Source organism: Pectobacterium versatile, assembly GCF_020166435.1.
GTDB lineage: Bacteria > Pseudomonadota > Gammaproteobacteria > Enterobacterales > Enterobacteriaceae > Pectobacterium > Pectobacterium versatile.
The window spans coordinates 436,780-460,614 of record NZ_JAINZP010000001.1 but is presented as its reverse complement, the minus strand read 5'-3'; the positions used below and the strand labels follow the sequence as shown (position 1 = coordinate 460,614).

The window sequence follows — 23,835 nt, the reverse complement described above, 5'->3', positions numbered from 1 at the left end:
CATCCAATAAAATCTCTGACGCTATTTCGTCTCTTTTTTCTTCACTCGCGCCTTACGCTGGTACACTTTATTGTTGGCGATATACGTCAGGTAAGCTGCACGTGTCAGCCCGCCAGTACGCTGGGCGAAGGCATCGTAGGTCGTATCGGGTGGAAAGCCAAACTCAGCCAATGCCTGTTCCCACGCGTCACGATGTTCCGGTTTGTGCAACGTTTTATCGTAGTCAGGGAAACCTTTATCAGCGAAGGATTCGGCTGACACGCTGCTATAAGCCCCATTGTTCATATAGTTACGCCCAGCTTTAAAAACTGTATCTTGACTGGCTTTCACGATCGAACTGGGTCCCCAAGACAAACGGTAGTCGCTTCTCTTTGTGCTGATGTTGGGGCCATAGCCAACAGGAAACAGAATGTCTTCTTCCGACAACACTTTCGAGCCCACATACTCGTAATTACCGCGCAGGAAAGCATTATCCATGACAATCCAGCATTTTTCTGACAACGGCAATGCCACGATCTCCGACAGCGGTGGATTACGCTCAATCGTGCTGAAAAGGTAAGGCCGAACAAATAGCGGCATCGTCATCACATCATTCCAGATGCTATGTTCTGCAAAAAGTTCGTCTTTTTGCATCTGGCGCAGGTTGCCAATAACCAAAACATAGCCATCAGTATGCAGGTCTATTTCGACCCGAAAGATATCGCCCGGAACAGTTTTATGCTGCTGGTTTTTCTTTTGCAGCAAGCGTTCCAGCTTATGTGCATAATCAACGGGTAGCCGCTCGTGATAAGATTGCAGCCATTCAACAATCGCGTCTTTGCTGACCAAATGCCGACATTCTGGCAAAGGTAGTTGGATAGCGTTTCGGTAATTGCTGGCGTTGACATAACCATAGCTTCCCGAATTAAACGTTCTGATGCCCGCAGAAAATACAATACCGTCCGCCATCACGCTGGAAACACTGGTGTAAGTCAGTTTTTTTTCTTTACCTCGCGCGGTTCTCGGCAAAATAACCTCACGTCCGCGCGTCCGAATGATGACATCTTCTTCCTGATAATTTAACGCGGTGGCTGTAATACGTTTTCGGATCGTTTCGCCATCGAAACAGATAAAATAGCCGTCACGTACAGTTAAAATATCCCATTCAGCCGATAACGGTTCCAACCCAAAGTAAGGGCGTAAGGCTTCTTGCATCCAGCTATTTATTTGGTCAATTGGTTTCATCTTCAGCACGGTTCCCAGTGAAGTATTCAGTAATCAGGTCGTCGCCGTTCTCAGTAAACGACGAGAATCAGGTGCAATACTGCCTAAAAAAACACACGCAGCAGCTTATCTAATTTTGACAAGTAAACAAATACTTAACACCCATTTACGCTTCATTTCTCGTTTATCACCGATCATCAGGCTATGCTATCAGTAGTGAGATGGAGATGACGCAAATACCATGCATAAGATTGTTTTTATAGAAGATGATACCGAGGTCGGAAAATTGATCGCCGCCTACCTCGGCAAACATGACATTAATGTTCAAGTTGAAGCACGAGGCGATCGGGCATTAGCGTTTATTGAACAGCAGCAGCCCGATCTCGTGCTGCTGGATATCATGCTGCCTGGCAAAGACGGAATGACCATCTGTCGGGAGTTGCGACCACAGTACAGCGGTCCGATCGTGCTATTGACGTCGCTGGACAGCGACATGAATCATATTCTGGCGCTGGAAATGGGTGCCGATGATTATATTTTGAAAACCACACCGCCCGCAGTCTTGCTCGCTCGCCTGCGCCTGCATTTGCGGCAATACGCTACGGCACCACAGGCTGTGACGGAAAACGCTGCGCCCGCCGCGTTGCAGGTGCATAAATCCCTGCACTTCGGCCTGCTCTGTATCGATCCGGTCAACCGAGAAGTGACATTAGGGCAAGAGCACATCGTGTTATCCACCGCGGATTTCGATCTGCTCTGGCAGTTGGCGACCCACGCGGGTCACATTATGGATCGGGATGCGCTGCTGAAAAATTTGCGCGGCGTGACCTACGACGGCATGGATCGCAGCATTGACGTCGCGATTTCCCGTCTGCGTAAGAAACTGTACGACAACCCACTGGAGCCGTTCCGTATTAAAACGGTGCGCAACAAAGGGTATCTGTTTGCCCCCAATACCTGGGAGAGCGTCACGCTATGAGAAAGCTGTTCGTCCAGTTTTTTCTATTGCTGTTCGCCTGCTTTGTCGTCATGACACTTCTGGTCGGGCTGGTCTATAAAGTCACGGCCGAACGTGCCGGACGTCAGTCCATGGATGACCTGATGAAAAGCTCGCTGTACCTCATTCGTAATGAACTGCGCGCAATTCCGCCCCGCGACTGGCATAAAACCATCAGCCAACTTGATTTAAACCTGTCATTCAAACTGCACATCGAACCGGTGAGCAAATATGCGCTGAGTCCCAAGAACCGGCAGCGTCTGAATCAGGGGGAAATTATTGCGCTGGATGATGAATACACATTTATCCAACGCATCCCCCGCAGCCACTATGTTCTTGCCGTTGGCCCGATTCCTTATTTGTTCTTCCTGCACGAAATGCGGTTGCTGGATTTACTGCTGGTGATGCTCATCGGGCTGTCGCTGGCGTTGCCGGTTTTCCTCTGGATGCGTCCACACTGGCAGGCCATGCTAAAACTGGAAAATGCCGCACAACGCCTGGGAGATGGTCATCTGGAGGAGCGCATTCACTTCGATAGCACCTCAAGCCTGTACCGGCTTGGCATCGCCTTCAACCGCATGGCAGATAACCTGAACCAGCTCATCAACAGTAAAAAGCAGCTGATTGACAACATTGCGCACGAACTGCGTACGCCGCTGGTCAGGCTGCGCTATCGGCTGGCGATGAGCGACAACCTGACAGAAGATGAGCAGCAGGCGTTAAACCGGGATATTGGTCAACTCGAAGCACTGATTGACGAGCTGCTGACGTATGCCAGACTCAACCGTCCACAGGTGACGTTGCATCTTGCCGATATTGATATTCCGTCGTGGCTACAGGCAAAAGTTGACGATTTCCGCCTGATCCACCCTGACAAACACATCTCGCTGGACATGCCTCATTCAGCACAGATTGGGGCGCTCGATTTACGCCTGATGGAGCGGGTACTGAATAACCTGATTGGCAATGGGTTACGTTTCTGCCACAGCCGATTGCATGTCAGCATGACGTCCGACGCCGGGCATATTGCCTGTCTGCAAGTCGAAGATGACGGCCCCGGTATTCCACCCGAAAGCCAGGAAAGCGTGTTTGAACCGTTTGTCCGTCTGGAAGCGGGTATCGAGAACAGCAGCGGCGGATGTGGGCTGGGGCTGGCGATTGTTCATGCCATTGCGCGAGCTTACGAAGGCAGTATTACCGTAGATGAAAGCCCGCTAGGCGGTGCTCGTTTCCGTTTCTGCTGGCCGATAAAAACCGCCACAACGCAGGCCACAATCGCCATTCAGCACTAATGTCGAGACAGCAGTAATCCCACTGTCTTTCAATCTATTCCTCGCGCTTCCAAACTTGTACATTAGGTTACGCGCCGAAACCAATCACTCACGGAAGCCGCTCTCTGTTTGCCCTATTCTCTCTTCAACGGCCCACCCGAGGGTCACGAAACGTGAATGAGATAACGAGGAAATAATGATGAATAAAGTATTAGTTATGATCGCAGGTGCGGCTCTGGGTCTGTCCTCTGTAGCATTCGCCGCAGATACCGTAACCAGCGCCCCCGTACAGCCTTCTGCGACGGCGACCACCTCTGCTCCAGCTAAAGCCATTCACCATAAAAAGCAGGTGAAGAAAGCTAAACCAGCCACTGAACAAAAAGCACAGGCTGCCAAAAAACACGTGAAGAAAACCAAACTCGCAGCACAGAAAGCGCAGGCTGCCAAAAAGCAGGTGAAGAAAGCTAAAACGATAAAACCCTCAGCTACCACGCCAGCGGCGTAATTGGTAAACACCCGCAGGGAAGGAGTCACTTGCGGGAAGCTACGTCACTAAAGTGCTTACCGCAATAGGACAACCATCAAACACTCAGTTTACTGGGTGTTTATTTCATGGGGGCGGGATAATGATGCGACGTTACTCATTTGAAATTATGCTATCCCTTGTTCTGCTTTGTGGATTTATCACCCTGAGTTTTTTTCTCTAGTTCGCAGAATTCCCCATAGCAGGATGACAGTCCGTGAGCGCGTTACCGCCTTAATTTTCAGGCAGCAATATCTCCGCCATTTGCATCTATATACCCTAAATAATTCGAGTTTCATGACAAAACGTTAGCGTTTTGAACAACGCAACGCGTTGGCCCCGAAGGGGTGAGGCCACAAGGCCGAATAACGCGGAAAGGGAAGGACAAATTCGTCGGGAACGAATTTGACCAGCCAACGGCTGGCCTTTGGTGAGAGACAAGATGTCTCTCATTTCATCCCGATGAGCTTACTCAAGTAAGTGATTCGGGTGACTGACAACTCTGCCAGAGGCAGTGTTGAACGCTGCTTGCAGCGGCCCCAACGGGGCGAGGCACACATAAGTGTGCTGAGTAACGCAGTCAACGCACAGGCAACTTGAAGTATGATGGGTATAATGCATTCAACGCTCTATATTTAAATCAATGCGCTCACTTATGCCGCCGACTTTTACCATAAGGCTTATTTACTTCATGCGTCTATCAGTCTGGTTGTTATGTTTGTTATCTTTTACTGCCCCGCTAAGTTGGGCTGAATCAGCATCAACAGACGCCGCAGTGCAGCGACACATCTTATTTTTTAATCACGACAATCGGGATGCGGTTCCTGACGCCGCCGCCTGGCCATGGCAGGCGATTGGGCAGTTGGAAACCACCACTGGCAACCTCTGCACCGTAACACTCATCTCTCCCCATCTGGCACTGACGGCGGGGCATTGCGTGGTCATCCCACCGAAGGGCGAAATAGACAAGCCCGTCGCGCTGCGCTTTCTGGCGACAGAAAATGGCTGGCACTATGAAACGACGGAAATTGAAGCACTGGCAAATAAAGCACTCGCCAAAAAATTGAAAGCCGATGGCGAGGGATGGATCGTTCCGCCCTCGGCAGCACCGCTGGATTACGCCCTGATTTGGCTGAAACAAACACCGCCTGGAATTCGCCCGCTCCCGCTTTGGCAAGGCAGTCATCAGGCGTTGATGCAGGCATTGCAGGATAACGGCCAGCGCGTCACACAGGCAGGTTACCCAGAGGATCATCAGGAAACGCTTTATCGCCATCAGGATTGTGTGATCACCGGCTGGGTTCATCCTGCCGTTATGGCACACCAGTGCGACACGCTGCCCGGCGATAGCGGATCCCCCTTGATGTTAAACTCAACAGCAGGTTGGGTTCTTATGGGAATTCAAAGTTCAGCACCCGATGCCAGTGAACGCGATCGAGCCGATAATCGCGCCGTTTCGGTTATCGCCATTCGTCAGCAGCTAGAAACATTGGCAAAACTACGATCGCCAAAACAACGCTAACGCCCACTACGCAAAAGCCCTCTCGTCAGGCGGAAATCGCTATTAGGGATACCGCCTGCTTCATGGTATAAAAAAATATCTGTTCTATTCTTATCAGAGATATAGATTAATCATCCATATTGTCGCTCGGTAGCGACGAGACAATTAGCAGGGTTTTATTTTTATCTTATGAAGATGCTTTTTTATAATTAGATTCCCATTTATTCGCAGAGCATTGTCTCAACCAAACCGATTATCTCTGCTCGCAAGTCATGGGAAAATATCATAAATTCATACCGCACACTGAAAACCGAAAACACGGTTTAAGACAAAAAAGCCTCTGAGCCTTAACGGAAAGATAAAGGTGATATAATAAGTTACCTCAATTTTTAGCCTCTATGTTATTGTGTCGCCGTTAAATTAAATTGATGTTGTCGCGGTTATTATTGCGGAAAGGAAGAGTCTACATGTTAAAACATTTGAGCCATGACGAAAAAGAACGCATGCAGACTCTCGATGAATTAAAAAAAACCGATATATCTCAAGACGATATTCTTCACAAACTCACGAAAATGGCCTGTCAACTGCTCGAAACCCCCACGGCACTCGTCACACTAGCGGGTTCTAAATCTCTGCATATTAAAGCGAAAAACCATTTTCCTCTGGACGATATGGGTAAAATCGGTTCATTCGACCATTTTATCGTACAAACAGGCCAATCCTTTGTCTGCCCCAATGCCATTCAGGACGACCGTTTTAACGATAGCCCTTACGTGACCGGCAAGCCTTTTATCCGCTTTTACGCTGGCGTTCCGCTTAAAACCAAAGAAGGCTATGCCATCGGTACGTTTTGCGTCATCGATTATGTTCCACGTACCTTCAGTAAGGTTCAACTGCGGCTACTGCACGATTTAGCTACGATTGCGATGGTGCTAATGGAATACCGCAATGCGATTGGGCTGATCGATGCCGTGACTCTGTTACCCAACCGACAGCGCCTGATCGATGACATCAGCCACATTACCGATATTCACGAGCGCTATCTGCTTATTCTGATTGATACCATCGACATTTCTTACGCCTATGAAATGGGGTGTGCGCTGGGTATGCCGACCGTAGAGGGCCTGCTGAAAGATATCGGCATCTTCCTGCGTCTCAGTTTACGTTCACCAGACAACATTTACTGTGCTGCCGTAGGGCGTTTCGCCCTGCTGGTGAAAGCTGACAAAAAAGAGCAGGTTCTGGCAGAGCTCGACGCCTGCGCCGAGCGGATTCATGAAAGTATCACCAGCCATATTCCGCTTAAACTGGAATTTTTCGTTGGCTATACTGAATTTCAAATTCCGGCCAACGATCCACAGCGAATTCTACGTGAATCAATGAGCGCACTGCGCGCTGCCATCGCCAAAAATATCCGTCAGTTTGCTTATGACCACGAGGCCGATAAGGCGCAGCAAATCGCCTTTACCTTGCTCAATGAGCTGGCCGATGTGTTACAGAGCAAGAGGCCGGGTCTGTATTTGGTTTACCAGCCGAAATTAAGTATCAAGACCAACACCGTCATTGGTGCCGAAGCGCTGATTCGCTGGCATCATCCCGAGCTGGGTGAGATTTACCCCGACCAGTTTATTCCGCTAGCAGAAGGAACGACGCTGATGCGCCCATTAACCGACTGGGTCACCCGAGAGGCCGCGTGCCAGGTGAAGCGGTGGCGTCACCTGGGACTAAACTTCCCAGTCTCAATTAACGTCTCTGCCAGAAATTTTTCCGAAAATGACTTTATCCCACGCCTCATCAGCATTCTGGACACCCAGGGCCTCACCCCTCAAGACATTGATATAGAATGTGTCGAAACGCAGAAAATCATCGAAAGTTCCGAAACGCTCGCCACTATCCAAACACTGCAACAGCTCGGGTTTACTATCGCTCTCGATGATTTCGGCACGGGATATAGCAATTTAAGCTATCTGCGCAACATTCCCTCTACGGTGATAAAACTGGATAAATCGCTGATTAAAGATATAAAAACTGACCACAAAAGCCGCGTCATTGTGGAGTCTATTATCAGCATGCTGCATAAACTGCATTATATTGTTTTGGCGGAAGGGGTGGAAAATAAGGAAACGCTCGAACATCTGGCGCGTTTTGACTGTGATGAAGTTCAGGGCTACTATTTTTCTCGGCCAATCCCTCCAGAGGCTTTCACCGCTTGGTTGAATGACTACTCGTCACGCACGTCTTAATCACATCATCGTTAAAATAAATCCGTTGCAGCAAGACGAGCGGTCGGCAGCAAACGCCGCCGACCTGCTGTGATAACGAAAGATTACCCTTCAACCTGCTCCATCGCCTGCAATACGCGCTTATCCGAGATCGGGAAAGGCGTCCCTAACTGCTGAGCAAAGTAACTGACGCGCAGTTCCTCAAGCATCCAGCGCACCGCTTTCACATCGTCGTCATCACGTCGCTCCGCAGGCAGTTTATTCCACCACTGTTGCCACGCTTGTTGAACGTGCTCCACTTTCAGCATCTGCGCCCGGTCACGGTGAACATCCTGCGCCAGTTTCTCCAGACGCCGTTCTATCGCTTGCAGATAACGCAGCACGTCCGGCAGGCGCTGCCAGCCGTTTGCGGTCACAAAACCCCGGAACACCAGACCATTCATCTGGCTCTTGATATCGCTTAACGCCAGCGCCATCGCCATATCTACACGCCCTTTCAGACGCTTGTTAATGGTGAAGACGGCCGTCAGGATTTGCTCAACCTGCTTGGCGATATCAACCACCGTATCGTTCAGCTCTGCACGCACTTTTTCATGCAGTTTCTGGAAGGCCTCTTCCTGCCAGACGGGACCACCGGATGATTCAATCAGCTTATCCACCGCGCAGGCGATACAGTCATCAATGAGATCCAACACCTTTCCGTACGGGTTGAAATAAAGACCGAGTTTCGCCTTGTTCGGCAGCTTTTCATGCAGATATTTAATCGGCGACGGAATGTTCAGCAATAACAGACGGCGCAGCCCCTGCCGCATAACCTGCTGTTGCTGGTGCGGCGTATCGAACAGGCGAATCGCCACGCTATCCTTTTCATCCACCAGCGCCGGATAGGCCTTGACAGAATAGCCGCCCCGCTTCTGCTCATAACAGTCCGGCAGCGAACCAAAGCTCCAGACGTGCAGGCCGCGCTGCTCCAGCCCGTCATCCACTACGGATGACAGCGTTTGCTGCACTTTATCCTTAAGCTGATCTTTCAACGCATTCAGGTCTTTGCCTTCGCGCTGCGTCCGATTCTTCTCATCGATAACGCGGAATGTGATTTTCAGATGATCGGGCACCTGATCCCACTGCCACGCCTCACGCGGCACCGTGACGCCCGTCATCAGCCGCAGTTCACGTTCCAACGCATCCAATAGCCCCTTCGCTAATGGCGTGGTACGGGCCAGAAACGCTTCGGCATAGTTCGGCGCGGGTACAAAATTACGACGTAATGGCTTAGGTAACGATTTAATCAGCGCGATCGTCAGTTCGCGGCGCACGCCGGGAATCTGCCATTCGAAGCCCTCTTCACGTACCTGATTGAGAATAGGCAACGGAATATGTACTGTTACGCCATCCGCATCCGCGCCCGGTTCAAACTGATAGGACAAGCGTAATTTCAGGCTGCCCTGATGCCAGAAGTTCGGGTAGTCCAGCGCGCTCACCTTCTCCGCGCCGTCTTTAATCAACATGCTCTTTTCAAAATTAAGCAGGTCGGCGTTATCCCGGCTGGCCACTTTCCACCATGTATCAAAATGACGTGACGACACCACATCGTGCGGCAAGCGCTGGTCATAGAAAGCAAACAGCGTCTCGTCATCCACCAAAATGTCGCGGCGGCGCGATTTATGCTCGAGATCTTCCACTTCCGCCAACAGTTTGAGGTTGGCACGGAAAAAGGCGTGATGCGTTTGCCAGTCACCTTCCACCAGCGCATGGCGGATGAACATCTCACGCGCCAGCGTCGGATCGATTTGGCTGTAGTTCACCTTGCGCGCCGCGACAATCGGCAGCCCGAAGAGCGTCACCTTCTCCTGTGCCATCACCGTGCCCTGCGCTTTCTCCCAGTGAGGATCGCTGTAGCTCCGCTTAATCAGGTGCTGAGCTAGCGGCTCGATCCATTCGGGTTCAATACGCGCGGCAATGCGTCCCCACAGGCGGCTGGTTTCCACCAGTTCAGCGACCATTGTCCACTTAGGCGGTTTTTTGAATAGCCCCGAGCCTGGGAAAATCGCAAACCGTGCGTTACGCGCGCCGCTGAACTCCTGTTTTTCAATATCTTTCTGCCCGATATGCGACAACAAGCCAGTGAGCAGCGCGCAGTGAATACTCAGGTAATCAGCCGGTTCACTGTTGACCGGCAGCCCCAGTTCTTTCACTACCTGACGCAGCTGCGTGTAGATATCCTGCCATTCACGCACGCGCAGATAGTTAAGGAAATCCGTGCGGCATTGGCGGCGGAACTGGCTGGAAGACAGCGCCTTTTGCTGGTCACGCAGGTAATCCCACAGATTGACGAAAGCCAGAAAATCGGAGTCTTTATCGGCAAAACGACGGTGTTTCTCATCCGATGCTTGCTTCTTATCCATCGGCCTTTCGCGCGGATCCTGAATCGACAGCGCAGCGGTGATGATCATCACTTCACGCACACAGCTGGTTTTACGCGCTTCCAGCACCATTCGCGCCAAACGCGGATCGATCGGCAATTGCGCCAGCTGTTGCCCCTGCGGCGTCAGGCGATAATGTCCATTCTCTGCCAGATTAATCGCACCTAATTCCTCCAGCAACCGCACGCCATCCTGAATATTGCGCTTATCCGGTGCTTCAACAAACGGGAACGCAGCGATATCGCCTAGCCCCAACGACGTCATTTGCAGAATAACGGAAGCCAGATTGGTGCGAAGAATTTCGGGATCGGTAAATTCAGGCCGTGACAGGAAATCCTGTTCGGAATAGAGACGAATACACACCCCGGCAGCGACACGGCCGCAGCGTCCTTTACGCTGATTCGCCGACGCCTGCGAGACAGGTTCAATCGGCAGACGCTGTACCTTGGTGCGGAAACTGTAGCGACTGATGCGCGCGGTACCGGGGTCGATCACATAGCGAATCCCTGGCACGGTGAGCGAGGTTTCCGCCACGTTGGTCGCCAGTACGATGCGGCGGCCGTGATGTGACTGAAAGACGCGGTTCTGTTCCTGATTCGACAGCCGCGCGTACAGCGGGAGGATTTCGGTATGCGGCAAGTCCAGACGGGTTAGCGCCTCTGCCGTATCGCGAATTTCACGTTCACCGCTCATAAAGACCAGAATATCCCCCGGCCCTTCGCGCGTCAGTTCATCGACCGCATCAAAAATCGCCTGTAACTGATCGCGTTCACTGTCATCCGCATCTTCCACCACGGGACGATAGCGCACGTCCACCGGATACGTCCGGCCGGACACTTCAATGATCGGCGCGTTATTAAAATGGCGAGAGAAACGCTGGGGATCGATGGTAGCCGATGTAATAATCACTTTTAAATCAGGGCGTTTTGGCAACAGCTGGCACAAATAGCCCATGATAAAATCGATATTCAGGCTGCGCTCGTGCGCTTCATCGATGATCAATGTGTCGTACTGCATCAACAGGCGATCCTGCTGAATTTCAGCCAGCAGAATACCGTCGGTCATCAGTTTGACCAGCGTATTGTCACCGACCTGATCGTTAAAACGGACTTTATAACCGACACTGCCACCCAGCGGCGTTTCCAGTTCGGCAGCAATGCGGTCAGCAACGGTTCTGGCTGCCAGACGACGCGGCTGCGTGTGGCCGATCAGGCCGTGCACGCCACGCCCCAGTTCGAGACAGATTTTCGGCAGCTGCGTGGTCTTACCCGATCCCGTTTCACCTGCGACGATAATCACCTGATGATGACGCAGCGCCTCCAGTATCTCGTCTTTTTTCTGGCTAACAGGAAGCTGTTCAGGATAGTGAATCGCCGGACAGCTTGCCCGTCGGTTCTCGACTTTCTGGCGCGCGGCGGCGATTTCCCCCTCAATTTCCTGAGCGATCGCCGCCTGAGCCTGCGGGCTGCTGACCTTCGCCGCGCCCTGTAAACGGCGGCGCAGACGTTGCCGATCGCGAAGCATTAGCTCACTTAACTGCGTAGATAATGCACTGAGAGGTGATTTCACGTTGCTCTTCCTTAATCGTTTTCTCTAATTCTTGTCTCTGCCGGGGCGATGCTCGCCACCGAATCTGGCTCAATGGAGCCTAACCTGATTTTAAGGTACTGAATTTTTAAGGCGTGGATAGTAGCACATTGTCATAGACGGCTCTAATCGCCCCTGCCCGGACTTAGTCAAACATCGTCTTATTCAATAAAATCGAATAAAGACCTCGAATATTTGCACTTTTCTCTTTCTAGATCACCGCATAAGATGTGACGCATCAAGGGGCGTTATGTTGTCGCCCACTTCAATCACTAAAGGAATTGGCAATGAGCAAAGTATTGGTTCTGAAATCAAGCATTCTGGCAGGTTATTCTCAGTCAAACCAACTGGCCGATCACTTCACCGCCGAGTGGCAGTCTGCACATCCAAACGACAGTATCACCGTCCGCGACCTGGCCGCTCAACCGATTCCGGTTCTTGATGGCGAATTAGTTGGCGCGCTGCGTCCTTCCGATGCCGCCCTGACTCCTCGTCAACAGGAAGCCCTGAAACTGTCCGACGAACTGATCGCCGAACTGCAAGCACATGACGTTATCGTAATCGCTGCACCAATGTATAACTTCAACATTCCGACTCAGTTGAAGAACTACTTCGACCTGGTGGCTCGCGCGGGTGTAACGTTCCGCTACACCGAGCAAGGTCCAGAAGGTCTGGTGAAAGGTAAACGCGCTATCGTATTAACCAGCCGTGGTGGCATCCATAAAGGCACACCAACCGACCTGCTGGAACCGTACCTGCGCGTCTTCCTGGGCTTCCTCGGTCTGACTGACCTTGAGTTCGTGTTCGCAGAAGGCTATGGCTACGGCCCAGATGTGGCACAGAAAGCCACCGAAACGGCGAAAACTCAGCTGTCTCAGTTGGTCACCGCATAAAGATTCATCATTACCGACCTTGCCATTGGTTTACTTGGCTTGACTATTGCGCGCCCTCCGGCGCGCTTTTCTTTATCTCATCGCCAGCCGCATTGTCCGATCTTTCCAGCAGTTGCGTCGCTTCTTTATCCGCTTTGATGTGAATCTCATGCTCGATCTTCACGTTCATATTGATGGTAATCGGCTCTTTGGGCGCAGCCACTTCAATACGCGGCACGCATCCCGTCAGGAAAGCGGCCATGCAACATGCCGCCAGCAATGTCTCGCACTTGTTCATTGTTCTACCTTGAGTTTATTCATTTGCCTGCTGCTCCAGCGTATCCCGCAAGTTATCGCCAAAACGCAAGCTGCGCCATAGCTGGAAGATATTTTCCTGATGGCGATAGTTAAGAATAACCTGTCTTTTTGCACTGAGCTGCGGGTTTTTCCCCTGCACCCGCGACGTTAATGTCAATTCGCCCTGATTATTCAGGTCAAGCGTGGCATAGGAACGCCCAATCTCCAGATAGCGCAGCCAGCCAATCGCCGCCCCGCCTGCCAGATTTTTACTCGCTAACTCATCGGCCAGTTGGTTATCCAGTCGCAGCGTCAGGAAACCGTCATTGGTAATTCGTCCGCCTTCAATCAGCATGGTCGGGTGATTAAAATTCAGCGGAAGCGTGCCGCTCACGCGCCCGGACAGGGCAAACTGCTTTTGTTTTAACACGGTTATCAGTTCGCTGAGATCCACACTCTTAACGGTGAACAGCGCCGGTTCCCGCTGCGGCCAGCGCAATGTAGACAGGCCAATATGCCCATCCAAGACGTCCATGTCGGCCTGAGACATAACCAGCGGCTGTCGTTCACTGTACGGGTAAAAACCCTGGAGATCGACGCGGATATTGCTCATCCGAAACAGGTTATCCAGCACGTCAATTCGCAGCGCAACGGGCTGCTTGACGCCCAGTTGCCAGCGCTGATCTTTCAAACGGTAAGGCAGGACAAAGTTAACGCCGCTAACTTCACCATCCTGTAGCCACAGTCCGCCATTTTTCACGACCCAATGTCCGCCCGCGCTGAATCCTTCTTTACGTGCGGCGGAAAATGCGGCCTGTGCGTAAAACTGTCCGGCGCGAATGTTCATTTTCAACAGAGGAGAAAGCAGAGGCTGAAACACCTTAAGCGGCTGTGTCGGCCACCACGCGCCACCACGCAGTCGTTCACCATCCCAGCGGCCACGCAGCCTGACTGGCCCGATATCCTCAGCCTGTAGCTGCCCCTGTAGCTGGAAATCATCCGGGCTACGCCCCTGCATCGCCAGCGTTAGCAACGAAGGCGGCAAGTAGCCCCCGTTGCTGAAGTGTGCCCGTTCGGAGGCCAGTTGTAGCGCCCCTTGAAAATATTCACCGGAACGGGCGCGCTGCCAACGGATCGGCTCAGTAATGGTCAGTCGGGGCTGGTGCACCGTCACAATGCCGTAGCCCAACTGATCCAAGCCGCTCGACAGTTGGCTGACTTCAATCAGGGTATCCTGCCACTGGCCTCGACCGGCCACATCCCACTGCCCTTTGAGCGGTGGCAGATGACCGTTGCCCCAATAACGCCATTGCCACTGCCCTTGATCTGGCCAGAAATCCTGTGCCTGACCGTCAAGGTGCAGGCTAAAGCGCCCCCAATATTCTTCCCGTGCCTTCACAATCGCCTGTAGTCGTCCATTCACGCCCGTCGCACTGACTCGGACACCCGCCAGCGGCCAGCGTGCCTCTTCAAGATAAATTTGCGGCGCAGGCCTTCCCCAGGCACGCAGCAGCGCCCCCGGTAAAAGAGAGAATTCGGGATTGAGAATCGAGCCCTGCAACACCCCCGGCAACGTTGCCGTCAGGGAGAGTGCGGGTAAGTTTGCCTGCCCGGTAAGCTGAAAGCGCAATTCGCTATTGAGCAGGCCGATGTTACCCGGCCCCAACACCAGCACGGCGTTCGCCTTACCATTATGCCCTTGCGTCAGCATGTTCAACCGCGCGTTAATCGTGGTGGCATCCAACCCTTGTCGCCAATGTTGTAATGTCATAGCCACCTGCCCGGAGAGTGGCTGATTGGCATAAGGCCAGCGCCAGACGCCGTTAGTGACCTGAATCACCTCATCCGTCAGTTGCCACGGCAGCGATATCAGCGGCATCTCGTCATTCGCCGCATTCAGTACCAGCTCACCAGCTTGATGATGCCAGTCCAGCAGGAGCGAAAGCGGATCGGGTGTCTGCCCTGAATCCAGTTTTCCGGTGAGCCGCCCCTGCACTGGTGCAGCATCCAACGTATCGGCCAGTTCCATCTCACCACTGACTTGCAGGCGCGCGAACCCCGCTGGCGTTGCGAGCATGCTCTCATGCAGCGTCAGACGCTTATCGTTCAGCTCTGCCTTAAACGCCAGTTTATCGCCCTGATAATCCAGCGTTTGTTGCCGTTTGCCGTCGCTGCGGAGTCGCACCTGCCCAGCATAATCCTGCCACGGCTGTAGCGTAAACGTCTTCACCTGAATATCGACAGCAGGCAGTCGCTGTTGCCATTGCGCCAGCTGCGCCGCTGGCTCGGAGTTGCTCCCTGCTGGCACATATTGCAGGCAGTCACTGTTTAACGTCACGGTATCAATATCGACATGCCATCGCCAGCTATGCCAACGCAGCGTCATACCCCGTACGTCAACGAGCGTGCACTCCCCGGCCATAAGACGGAACCCCGTGCTATGCAGCCCGCCGCCCTGCCAGCCAGGCGTCCCATCCACGGTCAAAAACATCTCCGTCGAGAGCCAGATGTTAGCAAGGCGTGGTAGCCACTGCGGCAGTGCTCGCCAGGAAAGAAACAGCAATGCGGCGAGCAGGAAAGCGACTGAAAGTGCACGTTTTTTAATCATTAGCGCGAGTTAAGCATCCTGTTCAATAGCGGTAAAATTCGTCCAGCATAACTCTGCCGATTATTCATTCACAAATCGCTCTTTTTATTAACAAACAAACCCATCCAGCTCACATTTACCACTATTGTGCGTACGTACTCATTACCCTTTCGTGGTAAAATGTTTAATTGAGGTTATATTTTGTAATGAATCACGTTATCTCATCATGAACAAAGCGTTTACGGGTGGATATCAGGATTATCTCCTTCTGCCCGAGCGCCTTAAAAAAATCAATGGGCAAACCTGAACCATTACCGCTATCCGCTGATTCATTGCCGTGGGTATGCCTCATGTTAAATCAGTATTCGGACACAGCATATCAAGGACTGCTTTATGCGTAATAACACCCCTGTAACCGACCGTCAGCTCCCTCTTTCTGAAAAAACCAGACTCATGTCGGTCACCACGCCAGAAAGCCATATTACCTACGCAAACAAAGATTTTATTGATGTCAGCGGCTATACCACAGATGAGCTGATGGGGCAGCCCCATAATCTTATCCGACACCCGGATATGCCACCAGCCGCCTTCGCGGATATGTGGAAAACGCTGCGCGCAGGCAATATCTGGACGGGGATTGTGAAAAATCGGTGCAAAAATGGCGACCATTACTGGGTAAAATCCAGCACCACGCCACTGAGAAAAGGCGGTGAAATTGCCGGTTATATGTCTGTGCGGACCGCCGCCTCACCCGAAGAGATTCGTCAGGCTGAGGGGCTCTATGCCAGTGCAAATGAAGGTAAACTGAAATATCGCACCTTCCATCATGGTCTGCTTATTTATACTGGGCCATTGCGCATCCTGAGTCTTTTTAAAACCATGCCATTACGCTGGCGCATCCGCAGCTATTTTCTACTCTTTAGCCTGATTCCGCTCATCGCTGCCTATTCTCTGCTGGCGGGAACGGCATTGGCCTCCGTACTTTTTCCACTGCTCATCGCCTGTTGTTTTGTCAGTGGCGAACTTCTGGTGCACCATGTTGCCCGTCCTATTGAGCAAATCCTGGCTCAGGCCATGCGTTCCGCTGCCGGACAGGCGGACAACCTGACGCAGCTTAATCGCGTGGATGAAATTGGCATGTTAATGCGCGCGGTAAACCAGTCCGGTATGAATTTCCGCACCTTCGTGGACGATGTGAACACCAATCTGAGCGAGCTGAAAAACGCCTGTAATGAAATCGCGCAAGGCAACCATACGTTGGCACAGTGCTGCGAGGAAACGGAAGAGAGCCTGCAACAAACCGCCGCCTCCGTGGAACAGCTTACTGCAACAATAAAAAGTAATGCGGAAGCCTCGCTTCAGGCCTCACTCTATACGCAGGATGTGAACCAGGCAGTGAACTCTGGCGAGCAGGCTGTCAGCCAGGTCTCTGATACAATGGAGACGATCACCCGTTCCAGCGAACGGATTACGGATATCGTCAGCGTGATGGATAATCTCGCGTTCCAGACCAATATTCTGGCCGTGAACGCCGCCGTCGAAGCCGCACATGCCGGAGAACAGGGTAAGAGCTTTGCGGTGGTCGCCAGTGAAGTGCGTTCGTTGGCACAGCGTAGCGCCTCTTCTTCCAGCGATATTTCGACCATCATTGACGAAACGCTGAATAGCATTCGTACCGGTGAACAGCAGGTTTCACACACGCATAAATCCATGAGCAATATTCTGCTGCAGGTTCAGCACGTTACCAATTTGATGAATGAGATCAGCCTCGCAACGCAGGAACAATCTCAAGGGCTGGAGCAAATTAATGAAGCGGTAAACCGCATCGATGAGCTCACACATCAGAATACCGCGCTGGCGAGTCAGTCACATTCGGCCACCGATCACCTGCAACAGCAGATCTCGAGTATGGTACAAGCAGCTTCTGTCTTTAGCCTTTCCCGCTAGTTAATCTCATCTTCACGGACGCTCATATCAGGGCGTCCGTCGCCTTATCCCCTCGTCATTTTTCCCATACTTCAACCTGCGTTACCCACCGTGCAAATTCGCAGAGTCATAATATACTTAGCAAATGAATGCTTTTGGTCACCGGCGCAGGCTCTTGCAGCGAGTCGGGCTAGGCAACTACTTTCCTGAAGAAAAAACAACAGTTTCCTAAAGAAAAAATAACGAGCGAAACTAGTAAGAATATATAAGTCTACTCGCTAAGTATTTCGTGAAGATTGCCGTTAATTAAATAGCATTAATCGCTTTTCAGTTAGCTAATGGATCTAAAAACATTATGTTTATGCTTGCTTATACTAAAAGGATCAATAAATGCGTAAGAATTTTCCAGTCAGTGATATTCAGTATTTATTAGATGAAAAAGCAAAGCTAATGTCGGTTACCACTACCGATAGCCATATCACTTATGCCAATGACGATTTTATTGATGCCAGTGGTTACGACTTTGAGGAAATCCTCCACCAACCTCACAATATCGTGCGCCACCCGGACATGCCCCCGCAGGCGTTTGCCGACATGTGGGCAACGCTGAAGGCAGGTAAAATCTGGACGGCCGTCGTCAAGAATCGCCGCAAGAGTGGCGACTATTATTGGGTAAAAGCCAGTACGACGCCGCTGATGAAGGAAGGGAAAATCACAGGATATATGTCGGTGAGAACCCGCGTTTCACAGGAAGAGATTCGGCAAGCAGAAGCGCTTTACCACCAAATGAACGAGAATAAATTAAAAAACCGCCGACTCTTTCAGGGACTATTGATTTATAAAGGGCCGCTAAAACTTCTTAGCTTATTTACCGTCATCCCCATACGGTGGCGGATAAGAAGCTACGTTTTCCTTTTCATGCTATTTGCGCTTCTTTTCTTATTGGCGACCCTTCCACTCACCACACCGCTATTAACTTTTGTTCTGGCACTACTCGCTGGCGCGACAATAACCAGTGAATTATTAGTTCAACATCTGGCAAAACCACTGGAAAAGATTCTACGCCAGGCTATTAATTCCGCATCTGGGCAGGCGGACAACTCGTTTCAACTTAATCGCGTGGATGAAGTTGGCATGTTATTACGCGCCGTCAACCAATCCGGCATGAATTTCCGCACGTTTGTCGATGATGTTAACGGCAAGCTGGCTGAACTACGCAACGCCTGCGGCGAGATTGCTTCGGGGAATTACACACTCAGCCAGCGCTGTGAAGATACCGCGCAAAGCTTACAATCCACCGCGTCATCAATGGAAGAACTGACGGCGACGATCCAAAGTAATGCGTCTGCCACACAGTTAGCAACGCGTTGTGCGAATGATGCCAATCAGGCTGTCAATGCAGGAGAGAAAGCGGTCAATCAGGTAACCGATACCATGGCGACCATGACCCGTTCCAGCAAAGAGATCACCGACATCATTAGCGTGCTGGATAATCTGGCGTTCCAGACCAACATTCTGGCGCTTAATGCAGCAGTAGAGGCCGCTCACGCCGGAGAACAGGGCAAGAGTTTCGCCGTGGTCGCGGGGGAAGTCCGTATTCTGGCGCAGCGTAGTGCCGCTGCCGCCAAAGACATCGCAGCGATTATCGATGCCACAATCGCGAACATTCACACCAGCGATAAATTGGTCAACCATACCAGTCAGTCAATGAACAACATTCTGGCTCAGGTACAACAAGTCTCGCAGCTTGTGAATCAAATCAGCCTGGCGACACAAGAGCAATCGCAAGGGCTGGGGCAAATTAATTCTGCGGTGAACAACATTGATGAATTGACGCGCCAGAACACCATTTTGGCTACGCACTCCAGTTCTGCCATTAACAGTCTGGAACAGCAGATTTCCACGATGTCCGAAGCCGTGTCGGTTTTCAGTACGTCTCGCTAAAATCGGTCTTACGCTATTATTGCCTCTCAATTTCAAACCGTTACTGTCAGTCAGGTAACGGTTTGTCACCGCCCGATTTTCTGATAGCTTAACCTAAGGATTTTTCGGAGAAACTATCAATGAAACTGGCAATTTACAGCACTAAGCAGTATGACCGTAAATATCTGGAGCAGGTCAATCAGCAGTTTGGCTATGAGCTGGAGTTTTTTGATTTCATGCTGACATCGCGCACCGCGAAAACAGCCGCGGGCTGTCAAGCCGTCTGCATCTTTGTAAACGATGACGGTGGACGCGAAGTGTTGACCGAACTGGCAGCGTTGGGCATTAAAACGCTCGCGCTGCGCTGTGCGGGCTTTAACAATGTCGATTTGGAAGCCGCTAAGGAACTGGGTATCAGCGTAGTACGCGTTCCCGCGTATTCCCCTGAGGCCGTCGCCGAACACGCCGTCGGCCTGATGCTGACGCTTAACCGCCGCATTCACCGCGCCTATCAGCGTACTCGCGACGCGAACTTCTCTCTGGAAGGATTGATTGGATTCAATATGCACAACCGGACGGCGGGCATTATTGGCACCGGAAAAATCGGCATCGCCACGATGCGCATTCTGAAAGGCTTCGGCATGCGGCTGCTGGCCTTCGATCCCTACCCGAACCCGCAGGCACTGGAATTAGGGGCAGAGTATGTCGATCTAAAAACGCTGTACGCCAACGCGGACGTTATCTCCCTGCACTGTCCACTGACGCCGGAGAATCATCACCTGCTGAATCAGGCGGCCTTTGCGCAAATGAAAAACGGCGTCATGATCGTCAATACCAGCCGTGGTGGCCTGATCGACTCGCAGGCCGCTATCGACGCGTTGAAGCAACAGAAAATTGGCGCACTGGGCATGGACGTTTATGAAAACGAGCGCGATCTCTTCTTCGCCGATAAATCCAACGATGTGATTCAGGACGATATCTTCCGCCGCTTATCCGCGTGCCACAACGTACTGTTTACTGGGCATCAGGCGTTCCTGACGGAAGAGGCACTAATCAGCATTTCCCAAACCACGCTACAGAACCTCAAAGACATCAGCCAGAACGCGTCTTGTGTAAATCTGGTTACACCGTAAACCTTCCTGCGGCAGTGCAGACTGCCGCGACACTCACCCTGCAGGGCAACTTCCATTCATCAGCGATTGCTCGCTACAGCGCTTACCGTTGGCTAACTGACAGGCACCCACGCTCGCACCATCAAGCTGCCGGGAGATCGCCATCGTTCCACCAATCAGCGTACAGTTGACGTCAACCGGCGAACTGCTTTTCAGCAACACCACCGTGCTTGTGTCATCATTTTGCGTGGTGTTTTGCTGGGTAGCGGCAGCGTTCTCACTATGATTACTGCATCCCGCCAGCAGAAGCGCAGCGGCAGTACATAGCCATGGCAATAATTTCATGTTTTGGCCTCGGATCGGGTGGAGCGAAGGTTCTGACACCACGTTTGGCATCAACACCTACTGGATAGACTTTTCAGACGAGGACTATATCTATCACACCTCGCTCCGACAACACAGGGCTCAATGCGGATAAACGGGCAAAAGATCAAGGAAATGGTGGGTTACATAGGAAGTGGGGCAACGATAAAGCACAAGCATTATGGTCTGTCCCCAAAAGTTGGACACCCGTTTTGGGCAGCGTTTATGGGAGAGTCGATATACATAATTTTTTACAGCGTGCCGTTCTGGGGAACGCCACATGTTTTGATAATGTTCCCTTCTTTATGAAGGGAACATATTTTGCCATTTTAAAGATCCAAGCTTAAAAAAGCCGGAATCAGTTCCACCTCTGCCAGTCTTCAAAGAAGACTTTGTCCGCTTTTTCTTCATCTCCCAGGAGCCATTCTACCCCTGTTCGAATAATACAGTCACTTTGAGGATATGCTGAACAGGTTAATATAAATCTAACTTTCTGCTCATCGCTTAGAAACGAACCATCCGATTGATCAACGAGACCGGTAATAAGTAGTGCAGCACATGAAGAGCATGACCCAGCACGGCATGAATAAGGTGAATCAACACCAGCCTCTTCAAGTGAATCCAAAATGCAAACATCATTAGGAGCCTGAATTACAGCCCCTGTGGTTAAATCTCTAATTGTATAAGTATATCCCATCACTTTTATCCTTTTTCAGATATTGACATTTACTTCATCGTGCGCAAAAACACTTCTCGCGATTACATCCAGGGCGTCTTTTATTTGAGTCATCGGCGCGATTTTCTTTATCAACGGCCTCCTCTTTTTTACTCATGTCTTCTGACATATATTCATTTTTCAAACGTTCATTGCTTTCTTTTTCCATTATTCCCTCTTTATTAAATTGATTCGTGAGCATGGTGGACATTTCTACTCAGCCAATGACAGCTGTCACAGCGAGAGAGATATATTACGTTTAATACCTATTTTGTTATTTTAAAGAACTTTACTAATCAGACGGTTGCTGGCCCACACTGAATACAACTCGGTTTGTATTACCGGGCGAGTAAGCGGCGGCAAAAATGTACGACAGTCTTCGATGGCAATATCATGAGGAGGGGGAAAAGAAACCGCGCTCAGAACGTAACGTGGTTAGTCGATGGCTTGCTGCATAAGCTTTTTGATATTTATATCAAAATATATAATTAAACACATTACTCACTGAAAATATAATAAATATTATTATTTTATTTTTTTAACATGGTCTCACATTATTCATATAAAGAGAATGGCGTTCCTCCTTGCTAAAGAAAATTAAATCACCTAGTCTCATTTCACTGACCTGTGAATATATTAACAGGGCAATACAGCGATAGATTATCAATAAAATTAAATGAGGTGAAATAATGTCAGATCAACTTGCTGGTGGATGGACTGCTTTCCGTGATTTGAATGATGCTGATCAATCACTTTTAAATCTACCGTACATTTAGTGGGTGTGGCTTATACGCCGCTATTTGTTGCAACACAGGTGAACTACTCGTTCCTGACCAAAGGTACGGTAACGTCACCAGAAGCACCACTAAAAATTGTCAAAATTCATATTTATAAGCCGCTGAGCGGCGATGCGCGCATTACTAAAATTGAAGAGGTTTACCGTAAAAAAATAATAGCTTGAAGCCCGACGGCTATATAAATGAAAACTCCAGACATACGCTGGAGTTTTCATTTCATAACAACAAATGCTGCATCAGTAACATTATTTCACGGGTAATGAGACATCTTTAAACATCGCTTCAATTTCATCATTCGAGCGCAGCGCAACGGCAGAATCGACGACATCACGTGTTAAATGAGGGGCAAAACGCTGGATGAAATCGTACATGTAGCTACGCAGGAACGTACTGCGGCGGAAGCCGATTTTCGTTGTACTGTAGCTGAAAATACTGTTCGCGTTGATGGTCACCAGATCGGTTTCCGTCTGCGGATCGACCGCCATATTAGCAATCACCCCGACACCCAGCCCTAAACGCACATAGGTCTTAATCACATCGGCATCCGTTGCGGTAAAGACGATGCGCGGCGTCAGCCCCGCACGGTTAAACGCGGTATCCAGCTCGGAACGGCCCGTAAAACCAAAGGTATAGGTAACGATGGGATAAGCGGCCAGCTCTTCAATGGAGATGTCTGTTTTGGAGGCCAGCGGGTGATCAGGTTTTACCACCACGGCACGGTTCCAGTGATAGCACGGCAACATGATCAAATCGTCGTACAGATGCAAAGCTTCAGTCGCAATAGCAAAATCCGCAGACCCTTTCGCGACAGCCTCAGCAATCTGCGTCGGCGAGCCCTGATGCATGTGCAGCGACACGCGAGGATAGCGATCGATGAAACCTTTAATGACGCTTGGCAGCGCGTAGCGCGCCTGCGTGTGCGTCGTCGCCACGTACAGCGACCCTTTATCGGGATAGGTATGTTCTCCGGCGACCGCTTTGATAGCATCGACTTTCGACAACACTTCACGTGCAATGCGGATGACTTCCTGTCCGGCTGGTGTCACCTGTGTCAGGTGTTTTCCACTACGGGCAAAAATTTGAATGCCCAACTCATCCTCCAGCATGCGGACCTGTTTACTGATCCCCGGCTGGGAGGTGTACAACCCTTCTGCGGTAGAAGATACATTCAGGTTGTGATTAACAACTTCAACAATATAACGAAGCTGTTGTAGTTTCATAATTTATCCCATTCCCAATTGAAGTGTGCACGTGGCATCTCACGACGTTCTGACGACGTTCCGTTTTATTGATTTGATTGCGCCTTAACCACCTGGCGCATATTTCCATCAATTAATGTCATTTAATCATAAAAATTATTTTTATATAACCATTTTTGCATGGCGACAGCGATAAAGAACGCGGTGTATGCGATTATCACCGAGGTAAACCGCATTATTCTCTATCACGGATCAACAATCCTCATGCTACCGCAGGACAATCTTCATGCATCTGTTTTATCTGGATATTTTCTGCG

17 protein-coding genes and 1 pseudogene are annotated in these 23,835 nt (G+C 50.7%); 10 read left to right on the top strand and 8 right to left on the bottom strand.

Annotated elements, in window-relative coordinates; translation table 11 throughout:
- Positions 1 to 21: 21 nt before the first annotated feature.
- Entirely contained in the window at positions 22 to 1,224 is a 1,203-nt protein-coding gene (locus K7X24_RS02040) for an immunity 26/phosphotriesterase HocA family protein (protein WP_224552585.1), read from the bottom strand.
- 220 nt (positions 1,225 to 1,444) lie between these two features.
- Between K7X24_RS02040 and rstA the strand changes: the two genes are divergently transcribed.
- The 5 genes and pseudogenes from rstA to K7X24_RS02015 all read left to right on the top strand — a co-directional run bounded on the left by rstA (position 1,445) and on the right by K7X24_RS02015 (position 7,738).
- Positions 1,445 to 2,182 carry a two-component system response regulator RstA gene (gene rstA / locus K7X24_RS02035; protein ID WP_224552582.1) on the top strand — a complete coding sequence of 246 codons (738 nt, stop codon included), beginning with the start codon at positions 1,445 to 1,447 and terminating at the stop codon, positions 2,180 to 2,182.
- Entirely contained in the window at positions 2,179 to 3,492 is a 1,314-nt protein-coding gene (rstB, locus tag K7X24_RS02030) for a two-component system sensor histidine kinase RstB (protein ID WP_224552580.1), read from the top strand. Before rstA ends, rstB begins: the two co-directional genes overlap by 4 nt.
- A 178-nt stretch (positions 3,493 to 3,670) precedes the next feature.
- Positions 3,671 to 3,958 (top strand): annotated as a pseudogene (asr, locus tag K7X24_RS02025) (acid resistance repetitive basic protein Asr); the annotation flags it as partial.
- A gap of 727 nt (positions 3,959 to 4,685) precedes the next feature.
- Positions 4,686 to 5,516, top strand: coding sequence for a trypsin-like serine peptidase (locus K7X24_RS02020; protein WP_224552576.1), 831 nt, complete (start codon positions 4,686 to 4,688; stop codon positions 5,514 to 5,516).
- Between the two features lie 446 nt (positions 5,517 to 5,962).
- Positions 5,963 to 7,738: an EAL domain-containing protein gene (locus K7X24_RS02015; RefSeq protein ID WP_224552574.1), complete on the top strand. Its 1,776-nt coding sequence runs from the start codon at positions 5,963 to 5,965 to the stop codon at positions 7,736 to 7,738.
- Positions 7,739 to 7,821: 83 nt separating this feature from the next.
- Here the strand turns inward: K7X24_RS02015 and hrpA are convergent, their stop codons facing one another.
- Entirely contained in the window at positions 7,822 to 11,709 is a 3,888-nt protein-coding gene (gene hrpA / locus K7X24_RS02010; protein ID WP_224552572.1) for an ATP-dependent RNA helicase HrpA, read from the bottom strand.
- A gap of 305 nt (positions 11,710 to 12,014) precedes the next feature.
- Here hrpA and K7X24_RS02005 point away from each other — a divergent pair, with 305 nt between their 5' ends.
- Positions 12,015 to 12,620 (top strand): FMN-dependent NADH-azoreductase, encoded by a 606-nt coding sequence (locus K7X24_RS02005; protein ID WP_039505775.1) that lies wholly within the window; start codon positions 12,015 to 12,017, stop codon positions 12,618 to 12,620.
- A 43-nt stretch (positions 12,621 to 12,663) separates the two neighbouring features.
- On the opposite strand, the gene K7X24_RS02000 is transcribed toward K7X24_RS02005, so the two are convergent.
- Both K7X24_RS02000 and K7X24_RS01995 read right to left on the bottom strand, forming a co-directional pair.
- Positions 12,664 to 12,897 carry a YnbE family lipoprotein gene (locus tag K7X24_RS02000; RefSeq protein WP_103860542.1) on the bottom strand — a complete coding sequence of 78 codons (234 nt, stop codon included), beginning with the start codon at positions 12,895 to 12,897 and terminating at the stop codon, positions 12,664 to 12,666.
- 15 nt (positions 12,898 to 12,912) lie between these two features.
- Entirely contained in the window at positions 12,913 to 15,504 is a 2,592-nt protein-coding gene (locus K7X24_RS01995) for a YdbH family protein (RefSeq protein ID WP_224552570.1), read from the bottom strand.
- Positions 15,505 to 15,876: 372 nt separating this feature from the next.
- Here K7X24_RS01995 and K7X24_RS01990 point away from each other — a divergent pair, with 372 nt between their 5' ends.
- The 3 genes from K7X24_RS01990 (at position 15,877) to K7X24_RS01980 (ending at position 20,465) form a co-directional block, all read left to right on the top strand.
- On the top strand, positions 15,877 to 17,430 hold the full coding sequence (locus K7X24_RS01990) for a methyl-accepting chemotaxis protein (RefSeq protein WP_103860540.1): 1,554 nt from the start codon (positions 15,877 to 15,879) through the stop codon (positions 17,428 to 17,430).
- 369 nt (positions 17,431 to 17,799) lie between these two features.
- Positions 17,800 to 19,353 (top strand): methyl-accepting chemotaxis protein, encoded by a 1,554-nt coding sequence (locus K7X24_RS01985; protein ID WP_103860539.1) that lies wholly within the window; start codon positions 17,800 to 17,802, stop codon positions 19,351 to 19,353.
- 119 nt (positions 19,354 to 19,472) lie between these two features.
- Positions 19,473 to 20,465, top strand: a complete 993-nt coding sequence (locus tag K7X24_RS01980; protein ID WP_010295895.1) for a 2-hydroxyacid dehydrogenase — start codon at positions 19,473 to 19,475, stop codon at positions 20,463 to 20,465.
- Positions 20,466 to 20,498: 33 nt separating this feature from the next.
- On the opposite strand, the gene K7X24_RS01975 is transcribed toward K7X24_RS01980, so the two are convergent.
- From K7X24_RS01975 to K7X24_RS01965, 3 genes are all read right to left on the bottom strand, one after another.
- Complete coding sequence (locus tag K7X24_RS01975) at positions 20,499 to 20,789, bottom strand: DUF333 domain-containing protein (RefSeq protein ID WP_198996676.1); 291 nt, start codon at positions 20,787 to 20,789, stop codon at positions 20,499 to 20,501.
- Positions 20,790 to 21,165: 376 nt separating this feature from the next.
- Positions 21,166 to 21,504, bottom strand: coding sequence for a 2Fe-2S iron-sulfur cluster-binding protein (locus tag K7X24_RS01970; protein WP_224552569.1), 339 nt, complete (start codon positions 21,502 to 21,504; stop codon positions 21,166 to 21,168).
- Between the two features lie 34 nt (positions 21,505 to 21,538).
- Positions 21,539 to 21,691 carry a hypothetical protein gene (locus tag K7X24_RS01965; RefSeq protein ID WP_198996678.1) on the bottom strand — a complete coding sequence of 51 codons (153 nt, stop codon included), beginning with the start codon at positions 21,689 to 21,691 and terminating at the stop codon, positions 21,539 to 21,541.
- A 612-nt stretch (positions 21,692 to 22,303) separates the two neighbouring features.
- Between K7X24_RS01965 and K7X24_RS01960 the strand changes: the two genes are divergently transcribed.
- Positions 22,304 to 22,483 (top strand): hypothetical protein, encoded by a 180-nt coding sequence (locus K7X24_RS01960; RefSeq protein ID WP_224552567.1) that lies wholly within the window; start codon positions 22,304 to 22,306, stop codon positions 22,481 to 22,483.
- A gap of 81 nt (positions 22,484 to 22,564) precedes the next feature.
- Here the strand turns inward: K7X24_RS01960 and cysB are convergent, their stop codons facing one another.
- Positions 22,565 to 23,539 (bottom strand): HTH-type transcriptional regulator CysB, encoded by a 975-nt coding sequence (gene cysB / locus K7X24_RS01955; RefSeq protein WP_198996679.1) that lies wholly within the window; start codon positions 23,537 to 23,539, stop codon positions 22,565 to 22,567.
- Between the last annotated feature and the right edge of the window lie 296 nt (positions 23,540 to 23,835).